We start from the raw sequence: 13886 nt of genomic DNA on the forward strand, positions 1-13886 counted from the left end.
GGGCAGGACCGTCCCCGCGGGGGGCGTCGTGATCTCCGGTGTCCGTTCGGCCCGGCGGCGGCGACGCCCCAGCAGGCCCGTGCGCTCCTCTGTCATCGACATGGCCGTCCCCCCTCCCCTACTTACCCGTCACCGAGCCGAAGTCCGTGCCCGAGCCGAGGATCAGGCCCGCGCCGAGCAGCAGCATCGTGGCCGGGACCATGAAGGTCGTGATCATCATCGTGGCCTTCGGGACGGCCCGGGCCGCCTTGCGGCGGGCGTTCTGTGCATCCGTACGGCGCATGTCCTTCGCGAGGGACACCAGAGTGTCGACGATCGGCGCGCCCAGTTCTTCGCCCTGCTGCAGCGCCGTCACGAACATCGCCACCTGCTCGGAGTCGTTGCGGCGGCGCAGTTCCGCGAAGGCCTGGCGGCGGCTCATGCCGAGGTCCATCTGGCGCAGGGTGATGCGCAGTTCGTCGGCCCAGGGGCCCTCGTAGCGGGAGGCGACCCGGTCCAGCGCCTGGCGGAAGCCGAGGCCCGCGCTGACCACGACCGCCAGGACGTCCAGGAAGTCCGGCAGGGTCCGTTCGATGACGTCCTTGCGGATGCGGATCGCCGACCAGATGCCGACCTCCGTCCAGAACGCGCCGAAGGCCAGCAGGAGCAGGGCGACCAGCAGCTGGCCCCGCATGAGGAAGACCAGGAAGCCGACGGTCCCGAGGCAGCCGTAGACCGCGCGGCGTGCCGCGTACCGGTCGATCGTCAGGCCGCCGGGGTTGCCCGCGAGGTCGATCTTGCGGCGGTACTTCGCCACCTGCTTGGGGCCCATCAGGCGCAGGACCGCGGGTGCGTAGCGCATGCCCAGGCGGTCGATGAGCGAGTCGACCGCGCCGGTGCGGGTGGAGCCGACCTCCAGGGCGAGGGCGAGGTCGCCGGGCAGTTTGGCCTCCGCGCGGTACATGCGGACACCGGCGAAAGCGCCCCAGACACTGAGGCCCATCAGCAGGGCGAGGAGCAGTCCCATGGTTGCCTCCTGACTCTCAGACGTCGATGCGGGACAGGCGGCGGATGAGGACGAAGCCGACGGCGTAGAGCGAGAAGGCGATGATGACCGCCGCCTGGCCGAAGGGGGAGCCGGTCATGCGGTCCAGGGCGCCGTCCTTCACCCCGTTCATCAGGAACAGGGAGCCGACCCCGAGGACCGGCACCGCGTACGACGTCATGTTGACCTGGGAGAGCTGTGTGCGGACCTCACGCCGGGTCTCCTTGCGTTCCTCCAGCGTCTCCGTCAGGTTGCGCAGGGCGCTGACGACCTGGCCGCCCGCCCGGTTGGACAGGACCAGCGTGGTGACGAGGACGACCAGTTCGCGGGAGGGGAGACGGTCCGCCAGCTCGCCCAGGGCGTCGTCCATCGAGGCGCCGACGGCCAGCTGGGCGGCGACCTTGCCCAGTTCCTCCCCGGCCGGGGCCTCCATCTCCTCGGCGGCCATGCCGATCGCCGTGCGCAGGGCGAGGCCCGCCTGGGTGGCGTTGGCGAGGATCCGGGCCATCTCGGGGAGCTGGTTGATGAACTTCTCGATGCGCTTCTGACGCTGCCAGTTGAGGAATTGGAAAGCCACCCACATGCCCAGCAGACCCGCCAGCGGTCCGAAGAACGGTGCCAGGGCCGCCTGGCCGATCAGCCACAGGCCCGCGACCGTGGCGAGCATGTAGACGAAGAACTCGCCGGGCGTGATGTCCAGGCCGGTCGCCGCCAGGCGCAGTTCGAGTTTCTTGCCTAGCCTGGTGCGCCGCAGTCGGCGGTCGATGCCGCGGAAGTTGCGGCGCCGGCCGCCCGCCGTGACCTGGCCGGTGGCGGACAGGCGGTCCACCAGGGCCTGCCGCTGCGCCTTGCCCATGGCGTAGGAGTGCAGGCCGGCGACCACGAGGACGCAGGTCAGCAGAGTGATGCCGGTGGTGAGCGTGATGAGCGGTTGCAGTTCCATCGGTCGGTCCTACCTGGCTTCTCGGGTGGCTAGCTGGTCCGCCGTCCGGGCGATGCCGAACGCCTGGGGCAGGGGCTGGCTCGCCATGTAGAGGCGGTCGGCGGTGCGGCGCGGCAGCGGGAAGTACTCGAAGACGCCGTGGATACGGCCGTCCGAGGTCATGGGCTGTGCGTGGAAGCGGGCGACCGTGACCAGTCGGTACGGGTCGCTGCCGTGGCTGTCCATCAGCGCGATCTCGGTGATGCGGCGGGCACCGTCCGCGAACCGGGTCAGCTGCACGATGACGTCGACCGCGCTGTTGATCTGGTCGTGCAGCGCCACGAAGGGGATCTCCACGTCCGACATGGACGCCAGGGTCTGCAGCCGCATCAGCGCGTCCTCGGCGTTGTTGGCGTGGACGGTGGCCAGTGAGCCGTCGTGGCCGGTGGACATCGCCTGGAGCATGTCGAGGGACTCGCCGCCACGGACCTCACCGACGACGATCCGGTCGGGGCGCATGCGCAGGGAGTTGCGGACGAGGTCGCGGATCGTCACCTGGCCCTTGCCCTCGACGTTGGGCGGGCGCGACTCCAGACGGATCACGTGCGGCTGCTGGAGCTGGAGTTCGGCGGAGTCCTCGATGGTGATGATGCGTTCGCCCTCGGGGATGAGCCCCGACAGGGCGTTCAGCAGGGTCGTCTTGCCGGTGCCCGTCGCGCCCGAGACGATGATGTTGAACTTCGCCTGCACCAGGCCCGCCAGCAGGTACAGCATGTGCTCGTCGAGCGAGCCGAGGCCGATCAGCTCCTGGAGGGTGAAGGAGCGCGGGAAGCGGCGGATGGTCAGGGTGGCGCCGGTCAGGGACAGCGGCGGGATGATGACGTTGACGCGCTCGCCGGAGGGCAGGCGGGCGTCGACCATCGGGTTCGATTCGTCGACCCGCCGGTTGACCGTCGAGACGATGCGCTCGATGGTCTGCATGAGCTGGTCGTTCGAGGCGAAGCGCAGCGGCAGTTGTTCGACCCGGCCGCCGCGCTCCACGAAGATCGCGTCCGGGCCGTTCACCATGATCTCCGTGATGGAGGCGTCCTCCAGGAGCGGCTCCAGGATGCCGAGGCCGAGTGCCTCGTCGACGACCCTGCGGATCAGCTGCGCGCGCTCGACCGTCGACAGGACCGGGCCCTCGCGGCTGATGATGTGTCCCAGCACCCGTTCCAGCCGTGCCCTGCGTTCGGCGGCGGCCAGCGAACTCATCTCCGCGAGGTCGATCTCCTCCAGGAGCTTGGCCCGGTAGGAGGCGACCATGTGGCCGTCCTCGCCCCGGTTGCCGTTCTCCTCGGGGGTGTTGATGCGTGCTCGCAGGCTCATGGGTGCGGTGCTCCTAGCTTTCGCTCAGTGGTCGCGCGGCATCGTGGCGGTCTTGACGGCCGGATCGAACTTCCAGCCCGGCACGAGGGACGGGATCTGCACGGTGGCCGTGACCGTGACCTCGTCCGCGCCGAACGACGGGGGGCAGCTCGTCCCGTCGGCCAGCCAACTGCTCACCGCCGCCCTGCAGTCCGCCTCGGTCGGCCCGCCCAGCGACGCGCTGCGCGCCCCCGTCCTGGCCGCCGTGCCGGCCTGCTGTGCCGTGTACGCGATGAGCCCCAGCTGTACCGCCGCCAGGGCGACGATCAGCAGGATCGGCAGGAAGCCGATGTACTCGATGGCGACCTGGCCGCGGTCGCGGCCCTTGCGGATACCGGTCATCTCGGTTTCGCCTCCTCGACAGCCCCGGCGTGGCCGTGGACCGTGAGCCCGAAGGACAGCGTGCCGGGGAAGAGGACCGGGACCTCCAGGCCCACCTCGGCCGTCACGTAGCCGGAGCCGTCGCAGGTCACCTCCGCCCCGGAGCGCCACGCGTCCGACAGATGCTTGAGCCCGGCAGCCTCGCACACGCCCTGCCGCACTCCCCGCTCCGCGGCCGTTCCCTGCCGTACGGCCTCGTCCGCGGCGTTCCCCGCGAGGACGAACGTGTAGCCCACGAGGACGGCCTGCCACAGCGCGATCAGCGTGACGATGATCGTCGGCGTCATCCCGAGGAACTCGATCGTCACCTGGCCCCTGTCCCGCTCCCTTAAGAGCGCCCTGCGCACCCGCTGCACCCTCATCCCTCCTTCCTCCGCCGGAATCCCCCCGCTCCCCGGCCCCCCTTCTGGGCGCCGTCCGCGGTCTTGACCAGGCCCAGCTCTCCCGCCAGGCCCCACAGTGCCTGCTTCACCGCGCTCTTGTTCTCCAGTTCGTGGATGCGGCCCGCGTCCACGACGCTCTGCAGTTCCTTGAAGTTGGCGGGGACCACGGTGGCCGCGACCTCCGTGCCGGTGATCTTCTGGATCAGGGGCGGCTGGATCTCCGTAGCGCGCGAGTGCCGGTTGACGACGACGGTCGTCTCCTCGGCCTTGCGGATCTGGAGCCGGTCCCACATCCGTACGGCCCGTTTCGCGCCCCGTACGGCGACCACGTCCGGCGTGGTGATCAGCAGGGCCCGGTCGGCCATCTCCACGGCGGCCGCTCCGGCGCCGCCGAGCTGGGCGCCGCAGTCGATGACGACGACCTCGTAGCGGGAGCGCAGGGCGCTGACGATCTGCCGGGCGGCGCGGTCGGTGACGTCCTCGCCGCGTTCCCCTTCGGCGGGGGCGAGCAGGAGGGCGACGCCGGTGTCGTGGCGGAAGACCGCGTCGGCGAGGACGCGCGGGGAGATGTCGTTGATCGCGGCGAGGTCGACGACCGAGCGGCGGAACTGGACGTCCAGGTAGGAGGCGATGTCGCCGGTCTGGAGGTCCATGTCGACCAGGGCGGTGCTGCGGCCGGAGGCCTGGGCGGCCAGGGCGAGCTGGATCGCGGTCAGGGTGGTGCCGGTGCCGCCCTTCGCGCCGCTGACCGTGACGACGGTGCCGCCGACGCCGGTGAACACGTCGCCGCCGGCGCCCAGGTGCCGCCGTACGCCGACGGACCACTGGGCGACCGCCTGGACGCGGCTGGCGAGTTCCTCGTAGCTCAGCGGCAGGGCGACCAGGCCGCGGGCGCCGTAGTCCATGGCGGCCTGGAAGAGGCCGGGGCTCGCGTCGGAGGTGACGAGGATGACGCCGACGGCCGGGAAGCGCAGGGCCACTTCGCGGATCAGTTCCAGCGCGGGGACGGGGCCGATCCGTTCGTGGACGATCACGACCTCGGGCAGCTCGTCGACCGACTCGGCGGCCAGCCGCGCGAGGGTGTCGACGAGCTGGGTGGAGTCGACCACGGGCGCGACGGGCTCGGCGTCCGGGAGCTGGCTGAGCAGTGTCGTGACGGACCGGACCGCGTCCGTGTCACCGACTGCCGGGAGGATCCTCGTGGGCATGGCAGCCTCTCACTTGTCCTTCGCGAGTTCGTACGTCCGGTCCCGCTCGGGGACGGTGGTGTCGCTGCCGGGCGCGACGAGGGCGAGCCGGACACGCTTGGCGAACGACTCGGCGTAGGTGATGCGCTGGGCGTCGAGCGCGGACAGTGCGAAGGTGATGGGGACGGCGTCGGTGGGCTGCTGGGTGCGGTTGCTCTCGTCGGGCTTGAGCGCGGTGAGTTCGCCGACGTCGAGGACCTTGGCGTTGGTGACGATGATCTTCGACTGGTCGGGGTCGCCCTCGCGGGCGCCCTCGAAGGTGGCGTAGACGTTGACCGAGGCGCCGGGTGTGATCTTGCCCGCCACGCCGGTCGCCGCGTCGATCATGATGGCGACCTCCTGCTGGCCGGGCTGGAGGGCCGGCTGGCGGACGATCATGTCGGACTGGAGCAGGGAGCCCGCGCGCAGCGTGGTCACGGCGATCTTGCCCTGTATTTCCCTCAGGTCGGTGACGGCGTTGTCGGACAGCCACCGTTCGGGCATCTCGATCTTCTCGAACTGGCCCGTGCTGAGGGTGGTGTAGGGCGGCACGTCGGACTTGAGCCGGTAGGCGGTGACCTCGGGGCCGACCTTCGACTTCACGTCACTGATGACGGAGAGCACGCCGGCGAAGGCGCCGAGGGCGCAGACGACCGACAGGAGCAGGAGAATCACGCCGCGGCGCTGACGGGAGTTCATGAACCGTACAACCTCGTTGGGGATATCGGTCGAGCGGGATCGGAACGGTGCGGATGAGCGGTGTCGGCGTCAGCCGACGGCCGTTCGGTTCTCGGGCTGCTGGTGGGGTGGGCTGTCGTGGGCGGGTGGCGTGGCCGAGCAGAACACGCAGCGGTCCCCGATGACGTCGATGCCGCACCAGTGGCAGCGGCTGCGCCGGACGGAGGTGACCAGCTGGTAGAGGACGGACAGGTCGGGCAGGTAGCTGCAGAACTCGATGAGCTTGCCGGTGCCCCACCAGCCGGGTGACTCGGCCGGGAGCGGGGTCTCGCGCAGCCCCTGCACCTTCCAGGAGGGGGCGAGGGTGCCCGTGACCCAGTCGGACTGGAGCTGCCCTTTGGCGATCAGCAGCCAGGTGCCGAACTCGGGGCCGGGCAGGGCCGCCTCGGGGGTGATCCTGACGAGCTGCGGCTCGGGGTGGGCGAGGACGCCGAACTGGCTGCCGGGCACCCAGGACTTGGCGTGCGACTTCAGTCCGACGGGGACGCGGTCGAGGCGGGCGACGGAGTTCAGCAGCGCGCCGGCGTGGATGTAGTGGACGAGCAGCCGGCCGGCCGAGGCGAGCACGCCGGGGCTGAGGTCGCAGGAGGCGAGCTGCCGTAACTGGCGGGCCAGGACGGCCAGTCCGAGGGGCGGCAGGTCCGGCCGGAACAGGGCGATGCGGTCGCTCTCCATGAGGGAGCGCAGGGTGTGCAGCCGTCGCTGCACCGCGGTGGGCGCGGCCGGTGAGCAGACCACGATGACGTGCCCGTGATGTTCCACCAGGGCCTGCATCTCGGCCAGCGCCTGCTCCAGGGGGCGTCGGTCGACGTCCCGGAGCACGACGGCGGGCAGGGTCCGGTCGTCCTGTGGCGGCAGCGCCATGTCGGCGCCGGTCACGGCAATGGCAGTTGGCACGCGCAGCTCCCCGTTTCCCCATGCCGGACGGAACGCCGGGTGTCACTCCGGCGCACCGTGTCGACTTCACTGCGTGACTACCTCAGCACTGTATCCACGCCTCTGTGACCGGAGAACAGCGTTTGTGTAGCTGGAGAGCAACTGTCGTTGCACAAGAGGCGTCAAAACGGGGCAGGTTGAGCATCTTGCCGGTCGCCGGGGCGAGCCAGGGGCGGTGCAGGCGGTGGGCCCAGCGGGCCCAGTGGTGACGGTGGGCCTTCGTTTGGGCCCTGAGGCCCACGCCTGACACAGCGTCGCGTACCTACGCTCACCGTCCGGAAAGCACACACGTCCGGAAAGCACACACGTCCGGAAAGCACACCCGGTCGGCTGGCACACCCGGCCGGAAGGCACGCGGCCGGTAGGCCCGCGGATCGGCGAGGAGGGGTGCCGTATGGCGGACGGGGGCGGCATACGGGCCTACGGGCGCAGACCGGTCTTCGACGACCGGGGGGCGACCGGCACCGAGTACCTCGGGATGGTCGTCGTCAGCGCGGCGATCGTCCTGGCCCTCTCGGCCACCGGTGTCGGCCAGTTGATCTACGACAGGATCGCCGCGCAGGTGTGCCGGGTCGCCGGCGGCGGCGACTGCGGGACGGCCGGGCCCGGGCCGGACAAGCCGCTCACCGACGCGGACTTCGAGCCGTCGCTGTGCCAGGTCTCCTCCGTCACCGACAAGGCGGGCTCCAAGGCGAAGATCCTCTTCTGGGAGATCGGCAAGGAGTACGGCTTCCAGGAGCAGCGTCTGAAGGCGAAGACGGACGTCAACGGGGACGGCAAGGTCGACGACAGCGACCAGCTGGTCTACCTGACCTTCACGGACGCGGCGTCGGTCGCCGCCAAGAAGGACTTCAAGCCGGGCATGAAAGTGGGCCGGTTCGGGGCGGACAAGGTGGAGCTGGGGCTCGGCATCAAGGTGACCAACGGCGACACCTGGGTGTTCCAGAGTCCCGAGGAGGCCCAGCGGTTCCGGGACGACGTGGAGAAGCTGCAGATGTACGAGATGCGGCGGACCATGCCCGGCGGCGCGGAGGCGAGTGTCGGCGACAGCATCCTCTACCTCTTCGGCAAGGGCCCCCTGAAGGACGAGGAGGACACGCAGAACCGCATCAAGGAGCACCTCGGCGACAACCGGAAGATCACCTACGGCAAGGTGGGCCTGGAGGCGTCGGCGTCCGCGGGCCTGAAGATCTCCGCGGGCGACGAGAAGAAGCTGAGCGCCGCGCTCGGCGGCACCTTCAAGTACGCGCCCGAGGTCACCTGGACCGACAACTCCTACAAGAACACCAAGTCGTACACCTACTCCTCGTCCATCGAGTACGGCTCCAAGGTGGGGTACGAGGCGGGCCCGCTCAGCGGTGAGTACACGGCGAACACGACGCAGACCGGCACCATCACCGTCACCTACGACAAGAAGACCGGAAAGCTGGTCCGTGTCGACATGACCCGCACGGTCGAGGAGGGCGGCCAGAAGGACGGCGCGAAGGCGGGCGGCGACAACGGCAAGAAGGACGGCGACAAGCGGGGCGGGAACGCCGGGGTGAAGGGCACCGACTCGCAGACCGGCATCGAGATCGTGACGAACACGCTCACCTTCGATCCCGGTCCGGCGGGCGACCGGGACCGGGCGGTCGCCGAGCGCTGGCTGGACAGCAACAACGAGCAGGTCGCGACGCCCTTCCAGTACATGTTCGCCGACCACGCCCCGACGTCCCGCCCGGGCGCCGACGACCCCTTCGGGCAGCTGATGTTCGACCAGGGCAAGTCGAGCCGGATGACGTACACCGGGGAGGTGAACGCGGCCGAGTACGGCTTCGAGTTGAATCTGGGGCTGAGCCTGGGCATGACGATCAGCACGGAGAAGAAGGCGGAGACCCTGGCCGACGCCCGGTTCCTCGGGGCGCCGCGCGGACAGGCCCGCTCCTATCTTCCCTACAGCTACTGTGCGAACTGACGAGACGGGAGCTCCTGCCGATGAAGACCCGCCGTGCCGGCCTGGCCGCCGCCCTGCTGACGACCGCCGTCGCCCTGACCGGCTGCGGGAGTTCCGACTCCGGCGCGGGCAGCGTGCCCGAGGGCTGGGGGACGCTGAAGACGAAGGGGGTCGACGTGTCGTATCCGCAGGGATACGAGGAGCAGAGCGCGGCCGAGCGGGGCGAGCACAATGCCGCGGCGGCGGTGCGGACGGAGAACGGGAAGAAGGTCTCAATCCTCACCGTGCAGCTCGGGTTCACCGAGGCGAACTCCGCCGAGCAGGCCGCGATCGCCGCCGAGGCGGGCATCCAGATGGGCGCCGACGTCAAGGGCCGGCAGGACGTGGAGCTGGCCGGCACGGACGAGGCCAAGCGGATCGACTTCTCCTTCAAGGCGACCGGCGACGACGGCGGACCGGCCGCGGGCACCCCGGTCGAGGGAGTGATCCTGGCCGGGCTGGACTCGCGCGACACGGCCTTCGCGATCCGGATCGACGCGCGGCAGGGGTCCCTGCCGGACGGGGACCTGGACCGGATCATCGACTCGGTCGAGGTGCACTAGCCGTGGCGGTGCCGGGCGCCGGATACGTCGTACTGGCCGCGCTGGTGGCGCTGTTCGGGGCGCTGGCGTGGCGGTACGCGCGGCGGCTGGTGACGGTGACGCGGGTGCTGCGGAGCGGTGTCCGGGCGGAGGGCGAGTGCGTGCGGGTGGAGACGGAGCCGTACCAGCGTTCCGACGCGCGGCGGCACTTCTTCGCCTTCCGCACCGCCGACGGCGTACGGGTCGAGTTCGAGGACCTGGCGGGCTGGTCGACGACCGAGGGCAGCCCGGTCAGCGTCACCTACGACCCCCGCGATCCCGCGGGCACCGCGACGGTGGCGGGCCGGGGCAGCTGGTCCCCGGTGCTCCAGTCGCTGGCCCTGGTCGCGGGCTGCGGCCTGGCCGCGGCGGGTTTCGCGATCCTGCTGTACGTCGAGATCACCGGGGGTCACCGATGACGTTCGTCCGCTGCTGGGCCGTCGGGATCGTGGTGCTCGTCCTCACCGAGTACGTCCAGATGACGCTGGTGTACGGGCCGCTGGTCGGCCCGGAGGGCGTCGGGTCGTTCGGGGCCGCGCTGGCGCTGGTGCATCTGCCGAACCTGGTGTGCGTCGTGCTGGCCACCTGGGCGGCGGCGCGGGTGCATCCGGAGCCGTGGCGCGAGGTGCCGGTGCGGCATCTGGCGGCGGCGTGCGCGGTGCCGGCGGCGGCGCAGGTGCTGCTGCTGTCCCTGCGGCCGGGGGTGCTGAACCTGGCGGGTGCGGCGTTCTGGATGTCCACGGGTGTGCTGCTGGCGGGATGCGCGGTGGGACTGCTCCTCGACAGGTTGGTCTGGACCTCTTGACAGCCCCTTTGGTCTGGACCATTTTCTTGTCATGTCCCCACACAGACGATCCCTGCGGTTCTGGTCGGGTGCCGTCACGGCTGCCCTGGCCCTCACTGTCACGACCGTCGGCCAGGCCAGCGCCGCCGACGTCAACAACGCCAGGAACGCCGGCTTCGAGTCGGGCCTGAGCGACTGGACCTGTTCGGCGGGCAGCGGCACCGCGGTCTCCTCCCCGGTGCACTCCGGGTCGGCCGCGCTGCAGGCGACCCCGTCGGGGCAGGACAACGCCCGGTGCGCCCAGACGGTCCGGGTGAAGCCCAACTCGACGTACACACTGGGCGCCTGGGTGCGGGGCGGGTACGCCTACCTGGGCGTGACGGGCACGGGCACGACGGACGTGTCCACCTGGACGCCCGACTCCTCGTTCTGGAAGCAGCTGTCGACCACCTTCACCACCGGCTCCTCGACCACCTCGGTGACGGTGTACACGCACGGCTGGTACGGGCAGGCGGCGTACTACGCCGACGACGTGTCGGTGTTCGGCCCCGACGGCGGCGGAGGCACCGACCCGGGTCCGACGATCCCGTCCGCGCCGGCCGGCCTGAACGTCTCCGGGACGTCGTCCTCGTCGGTGTCGCTGGCCTGGAACGCCGTCTCCGGCGCGACGGGTTACACCGTGTACCGCGACGGCACCAAGGCGACCGCGGTCTCCGGCACCTCGGCGACCGTGACCGGGCTCGCGGCCTCGACGTCGTACTCCTTCCAGGTCACGGCGACGAACGGGGCCGGTGAGTCGCCGAAGTCGGCCGCCGTCACGGGCACCACGACCAAGCCGAACGGCCCCGGCCCGGCGCTGCCCAGGCACGCCGTGACCGGCTACTGGCAGAACTTCGACAACGGGGCGACGGTCCAGAAGCTCTCCGACGTCCAAGCGCAGTACGACATCATCGCCGTCGCCTTCGCGGACGCGACCTCGACGCCGGGCGCGGTGACCTTCAACCTCGACTCGGCCGGTCTCGGCGGCTACACCGTCGACCAGTTCAAGGCCGACATCCGGGCCAAGCAGGCGGCCGGGAAGAAGGTCATCGTCTCGGTCGGCGGCGAGCGCGGCACGGTGGCGGTGAACGACGCCGCGTCGGCGACGAACTTCGCGAACAGCGTGTACTCCGTGATGCAGACGTACGGTTTCGACGGCGTCGACATCGATCTGGAGAACGGCCTCAACGCAACCTACATGACGCAGGCGCTGCGGGCGCTCTCGGCGAAGGCCGGCTCGTCGCTGATCATCACGATGGCGCCGCAGACCATCGACATGCAGTCGACGTCGAACTCCTACTTCCAGACGGCCCTGAACATCAAGGACATCCTCACGGTCGTCAACATGCAGTACTACAACAGCGGTTCCATGCTGGGCTGCGACGGCAAGGTCTACGGCCAGGGCTCGGTCGACTTCCTCACGGCCCTGGCCTGCATCCAGCTGGAGAACGGCCTCGCCCCGTCCCAGGTCGGGCTCGGCCTGCCCGCCTCGACCCGGGGGGCGGGAAGCGGCTACGTCTCACCGACCGTGGTGAACAACGCCCTGGACTGCCTGACCAAGGGCACGGGGTGCGGATCCTTCAAGCCGCCGCGGACGTACCCCGGCCTGCGCGGTGCGATGACCTGGTCGACCAACTGGGACGCCACCGCGGGCAACGCCTGGTCCAACGCGGTGGGGCCGCATGTGCACGGGCTGCCCTAGCGGCCCCTATCCCATCGGGCGGTAGTGGCCGAGGACCCAGGCCAGCTGCGGGAACCACTCCTGGAGCCGCGTCCTGGGCCTGGCCTCCACCACGCACTCGTAGAACCTGCCGTCCATGTGGACCACGGCCACCATCAGCGCCTTGCCGTCCGGGCTCGCCCGGTAGTGGACGCTGCGGATCTCCGGCCAGCGGAACTCGACCGTGAGGCCGGAGGTCTCGAAGGCCACGCCGGACGCGTCGACGACGACCGCGTTGCGCTTGTCGACGGCCAGGAAGTCCGGCCTGGCCGCCGCCTGCTGCGGCGGCGCCTGCTGCGGCGGCGCCTGGGCGTACGGAGGCTGGGCGTACGGAGGATGGGCGGGCGCGTACGGGGGCGGCGCCGGTGCGTACTGCGGCGGGGGCGGGCCGAAGCCGGGGCCGGGCGGCGGGGGCTGCTGGGTCATCGGGCCATTCTCCCGCCCTAGAAGAACTCCCCCCACGGCTGGTCCCAGATCTGCTTCACGCACAGGATCAGGAACAGCAGGCCGGCGACGACGAGCATGACGTTGCTGAGCGGGCCGTTGCGCCACTCCCGGGGCGTGCGGGCGGAGTTGAGGAGCCAGATCAGGGTGCCGGCGAGGAACGGCAGGAACGCCGCGCCGAGGACCCCGTAGATGATGACCAGGCGGAAGGGCTGGCCCTGGAAGAGCAAGATCATCGGCGGGAACGTCAGCCAGAGCAGGTAGGCGCGGAACGGCCAGGAGCGTTCGCGCGTCCCGGAGGCGACCTCCTCGCCCTTGGCCTGGCCCGCGCCCGACAACCGGGCCACGAAGTCGGCGAACATCAGGCTCACGCCGTGCCAGACGCCGATCAGCGAGGTGAAGGACGTGGCGAAGAAGCCGATCAGGAAGAACTTCGCCGTGGCAGAGCCGTACTCCTCCTCCAGGATGTCGCCCAGCTGGATCAGGCCCTTGTCGCCGCTCGCGATGGCGACGTTCGCCGAGTGGAGCAGCTCCGCGCCGACGAACAGCATGGCGATGACGAAGATGCCGGTGGTGGCGTAGGCGACGCGGTTGTCCAGCCGCATGACCTTCATCCAGCCCGTGTCGGTCCAGCCCTTGGCGTTGACCCAGTAGCCGTAGGCCGCGAGCGTGATCGTGCCGCCCACACCGCCGATCAGGCCCAGCGTGTTCAGGATCGAGTCCTTCTCGTCCGGCAGCACCGGCAGGAGACCGGCGAGGGCGTCGGGGATGTTCGGCGTGACCCGGATCGCCAGGTACACCGTCACCACGAACATGACGCCCACCAGGACCGTCATGACCTTCTCGAACACCGCGTACTTGTTGAACCAGACGAAGACCAGCCCGACCAGACCGCAGGCGATGCCCCACCACTTGAGGTCCATCACGTCCGGGAACAGCGCTTGCAGCGGCAGCGCGCTCGACGACATCGCCGCCGCGCCGTAGACGAAGCCCCAGACCACGACGTACACCGCGAAGAACCAGGTGGTCCAGCGGCCCAGGCTCGCCCAGCCGTCGAACAGGGTGCGGCCCGTGGACAGGTGCCAGCGGCCCGCCGCCTCGGCCAGGGAGATCTTCACCAGGCACCCGATGACGGCGGCCCACAGCAGGGTGTAGCCGAAGTTGCTGCCCGCGATCAGGGTGGCGACCAGGTCACCGGCGCCGACTCCGGTCGCCGCGACGACGATGCCCGGACCGATGTGCTTCCAACTCGCCTTGCGCACAGGGGGTTGCTGGGGAGCCTGGTCCGTGGTGCTTTCCGTGGTGTCCGCCATGCAGATCAAGAAACCG

General features: G+C 70.3%; 15 protein-coding genes. 5 read left to right on the plus strand and 10 right to left on the minus strand.

Annotated features, from left to right (window positions below; translation table 11 throughout):
* Window positions 1-118: 118 nt before the first annotated feature.
* From ACFZDI_RS03280 to ACFZDI_RS03315, 8 genes are all read right to left on the minus strand, one after another.
* Window positions 119-1006 (minus strand): DUF5936 domain-containing protein, encoded by an 888-nt coding sequence (locus ACFZDI_RS03280; RefSeq protein WP_234846683.1) that lies wholly within the window; start codon window positions 1004-1006, stop codon window positions 119-121.
* Window positions 1007-1022: 16 nt separating this feature from the next.
* Window positions 1023-1967: a type II secretion system F family protein gene (locus tag ACFZDI_RS03285; protein WP_234846682.1), complete on the minus strand. Its 945-nt coding sequence runs from the start codon at window positions 1965-1967 to the stop codon at window positions 1023-1025.
* A gap of 9 nt (window positions 1968-1976) precedes the next feature.
* Window positions 1977-3314: a CpaF family protein gene (locus tag ACFZDI_RS03290; protein ID WP_234846681.1), complete on the minus strand. Its 1338-nt coding sequence runs from the start codon at window positions 3312-3314 to the stop codon at window positions 1977-1979.
* Window positions 3315-3338: 24 nt separating this feature from the next.
* A complete protein-coding gene (locus tag ACFZDI_RS03295) occupies window positions 3339-3695 on the minus strand; it encodes a TadE/TadG family type IV pilus assembly protein (RefSeq protein ID WP_234846680.1) in 357 nt (118 codons plus the stop codon).
* On the minus strand, window positions 3692-4096 hold the full coding sequence (locus ACFZDI_RS03300; protein WP_234846679.1) for a pilus assembly protein: 405 nt from the start codon (window positions 4094-4096) through the stop codon (window positions 3692-3694). The genes ACFZDI_RS03295 and ACFZDI_RS03300 overlap by 4 nt, the downstream gene beginning before the upstream one ends.
* On the minus strand, window positions 4093-5325 hold the full coding sequence (locus ACFZDI_RS03305) for an AAA family ATPase (RefSeq protein ID WP_234846678.1): 1233 nt from the start codon (window positions 5323-5325) through the stop codon (window positions 4093-4095). The genes ACFZDI_RS03300 and ACFZDI_RS03305 overlap by 4 nt, the downstream gene beginning before the upstream one ends.
* A gap of 9 nt (window positions 5326-5334) precedes the next feature.
* Window positions 5335-6042, minus strand: coding sequence for a Flp pilus assembly protein CpaB (cpaB, locus tag ACFZDI_RS03310; protein ID WP_391247398.1), 708 nt, complete (start codon window positions 6040-6042; stop codon window positions 5335-5337).
* A 69-nt stretch (window positions 6043-6111) separates the two neighbouring features.
* Complete coding sequence (locus ACFZDI_RS03315; protein WP_234846726.1) at window positions 6112-6945, minus strand: hypothetical protein; 834 nt, start codon at window positions 6943-6945, stop codon at window positions 6112-6114.
* A 466-nt stretch (window positions 6946-7411) separates the two neighbouring features.
* Between ACFZDI_RS03315 and ACFZDI_RS03320 the strand changes: the two genes are divergently transcribed.
* From ACFZDI_RS03320 to ACFZDI_RS03340, 5 genes are read left to right on the plus strand one after another with little or no spacing between them, the layout of a single operon-like run.
* Window positions 7412-8971, plus strand: coding sequence for a hypothetical protein (locus ACFZDI_RS03320; protein ID WP_234846676.1), 1560 nt, complete (start codon window positions 7412-7414; stop codon window positions 8969-8971).
* Between the two features lie 20 nt (window positions 8972-8991).
* Window positions 8992-9552 (plus strand): hypothetical protein, encoded by a 561-nt coding sequence (locus tag ACFZDI_RS03325; protein ID WP_391247400.1) that lies wholly within the window; start codon window positions 8992-8994, stop codon window positions 9550-9552.
* Between the two features lie 2 nt (window positions 9553-9554).
* Window positions 9555-9989, plus strand: a complete 435-nt coding sequence (locus ACFZDI_RS03330) for a DUF3592 domain-containing protein (protein WP_391247401.1) — start codon at window positions 9555-9557, stop codon at window positions 9987-9989.
* On the plus strand, window positions 9986-10375 hold the full coding sequence (locus tag ACFZDI_RS03335; protein WP_391247403.1) for a hypothetical protein: 390 nt from the start codon (window positions 9986-9988) through the stop codon (window positions 10373-10375). The genes ACFZDI_RS03330 and ACFZDI_RS03335 overlap by 4 nt, the downstream gene beginning before the upstream one ends.
* Window positions 10376-10406: 31 nt before the next feature.
* Window positions 10407-12095, plus strand: a complete 1689-nt coding sequence (locus ACFZDI_RS03340) for a glycosyl hydrolase family 18 protein (protein WP_391247405.1) — start codon at window positions 10407-10409, stop codon at window positions 12093-12095.
* 6 nt (window positions 12096-12101) lie between these two features.
* Here the strand turns inward: ACFZDI_RS03340 and ACFZDI_RS03345 are convergent, their stop codons facing one another.
* Together ACFZDI_RS03345 and ACFZDI_RS03350 are read right to left on the minus strand one after the other, a co-directional pair.
* Window positions 12102-12539, minus strand: a complete 438-nt coding sequence (locus tag ACFZDI_RS03345; protein ID WP_391247406.1) for a hypothetical protein — start codon at window positions 12537-12539, stop codon at window positions 12102-12104.
* 17 nt (window positions 12540-12556) lie between these two features.
* On the minus strand, window positions 12557-13870 hold the full coding sequence (locus tag ACFZDI_RS03350) for an Nramp family divalent metal transporter (RefSeq protein ID WP_391247408.1): 1314 nt from the start codon (window positions 13868-13870) through the stop codon (window positions 12557-12559).
* Window positions 13871-13886: the final 16 nt, after the last annotated feature.

The organism is Streptomyces sp. NPDC007907 (assembly GCF_042959365.1).
In the GTDB taxonomy this organism is placed as follows: Bacteria; Actinomycetota; Actinomycetes; order Streptomycetales; family Streptomycetaceae; genus Streptomyces; species Streptomyces indiaensis.